This window comes from Plasticicumulans sp., assembly GCF_035331805.1.
Taxonomy (GTDB): domain Bacteria; phylum Pseudomonadota; class Gammaproteobacteria; order Competibacterales; family Competibacteraceae; genus Plasticicumulans.
The window spans coordinates 2,817-4,447 of record NZ_DAOLKE010000288.1; the positions used below are offsets into that span (position 1 = coordinate 2,817).

Here is a 1,631-nt window from a genome sequence, read left to right on the forward strand (position 1 = left end):
TCGGTGCTGAAAATCCGGTAGCTCATCTTGCTGTCTCCGAAGCAACGGTGCCGGCCACGATGACCGGCGCCGTGATCCAGATCATGGACAAGTTCGGGAAAAAGTAAAGTTTCCGGACATTCCGGCGGGGAATTGCCGGACTTGTCTGCTCTTTTCCGCGCTTCCGATGCGGTTTTGCCCCGATAACCCGCATTCTGATCCATTCCGGTGCCGGGCCGTCCGCAGATCGTGCGAATCCGGCGATGCCGGCTGCCCTGCCTGTGCAGGAATGGTGCGCGCGATGGCGCCGGCGCGATGCGGGATGCTGCGGGCGGGTGCAGATACGCCGCCGCGGCCTTGAAGTTTGCGATCCCGCCCATCAATCCTGCGCGCTTGCAGACACACCGCATGCGCTGACGGGCGAAGCCGGTGCCCGCATGAACAGGCGGCACACGCTTGCAGACGCAGCGCATGTCCTTGCAATCGCATCCTGCGCCGGGGCCGTCGAAACTCGCGTCCGGTCCGCCGAAGCCCGTGCCGTTGCCGCGCTGACTCGCGTCCTTGCAGATGAAGCCGGCATCCCTGTCGATACGACGCCCCGCTTTCCAGAGGAAGTTCGCGTTCTTGCAGATCAAGCTTGCCTGTTTCCAGACCAACTTCGCAGATTTCCATTCCAACCCTGCCAGGTGAGGATGGAAATGGTGCGGGCATGTCATGCATCGCACGATGTTGGTGCGGAAATGTGCAGATTTCCAGATGGATGTCGCGCATTTCCTGTTGAATGTTGCGAGTTTGCAACGGAAATGTGGGCATTTCCAGTTCGATCCTGCGCATTTCCAGTGGAAACGGGCATGGTTCGACTGGAAATGTACTCGCCAGAAAGCCGGATGTGCGGATTTGATGCAGATGTGCGCGAAGCTGGTGCGTTGGCAGGCGGGAGAAAAGCGGGCTGACGCGGCATGAAGAATCGATCCCGGCTGTCCGCAGCGACGCTGGCAGCCCTGCAGCGTTCATCGGGGAGGGGCTGGGGGACGGAGTGGAATCAGGGTATTGAAATGTCAGGGAAATGACGGCAACGAGGCCGCGGCCGCTCCGGCGCGGCCGCGGCCGGATGGCTGCGGTTTGATCCGGAAAACATGACGCGATCGTAATGCTGCACCGGCCGCCGGCGCGGCTGCGCGACTTGCAGGCCGATGACTTTCGACCATGCTGCCGGCAATGGAATTCGCAGCCCTGCGCGCTTCGGGGCAGCGGAGCACGACCGGCCGGAGCCGGCGACGGCATGGGAAGCGCACCGGAACTGGCAGGAGTCAGTCACCATGGCAGGAAACAGCTACAAAGACCGCGAAGACCAGATCGTCGCCGTGGGCGATGCCTGGAAACGCTATGCAGCCGACAAGACGCTGGCCGGTCTGACGCTGGAGCAATTCCAGCAGCGCGCCACCGAATGCCGACAGGCCCTGCGCCGCGTCGAAGACCTCGAAAACCAGCTCCTCGGCGCCCGCAACGAGCGCGAACGCCTGTTCAGGGAGATGAAGCAACTGATCATGTATATCAAGAACGCCGTCAGCGGCGACCCGAGCCTCGGCCCGGACAGCTCGATGTACGAGGCCATGGGCTACGTGCGCACGAGCGACCGCAAGAGCGGACTG

The 1,631-nt window shown here is 62.5% G+C and carries 3 protein-coding genes; 2 read left to right on the forward strand and 1 reads right to left on the reverse strand.

Annotated elements, in window-relative coordinates; all coding sequences use genetic code 11:
- Positions 1-614: hypothetical protein (locus PKE44_RS15410; RefSeq protein ID WP_324552829.1), on the reverse strand; the 614-nt coding region annotated here is incomplete at its 3' end.
- Positions 615-693: 79 nt separating this feature from the next.
- On the opposite strand from PKE44_RS15410, the gene PKE44_RS15415 reads away from it, so the two are divergent.
- Together PKE44_RS15415 and PKE44_RS15420 are read left to right on the forward strand one after the other, a co-directional pair.
- Positions 694-942: a hypothetical protein gene (locus PKE44_RS15415; protein WP_324552832.1), complete on the forward strand. Its 249-nt coding sequence runs from the start codon at positions 694-696 to the stop codon at positions 940-942.
- Positions 943-1,172: 230 nt separating this feature from the next.
- Positions 1,173-1,631 (forward strand): hypothetical protein (locus PKE44_RS15420; protein ID WP_324552835.1); only part of this gene is annotated, 459 nt, incomplete at its 3' end.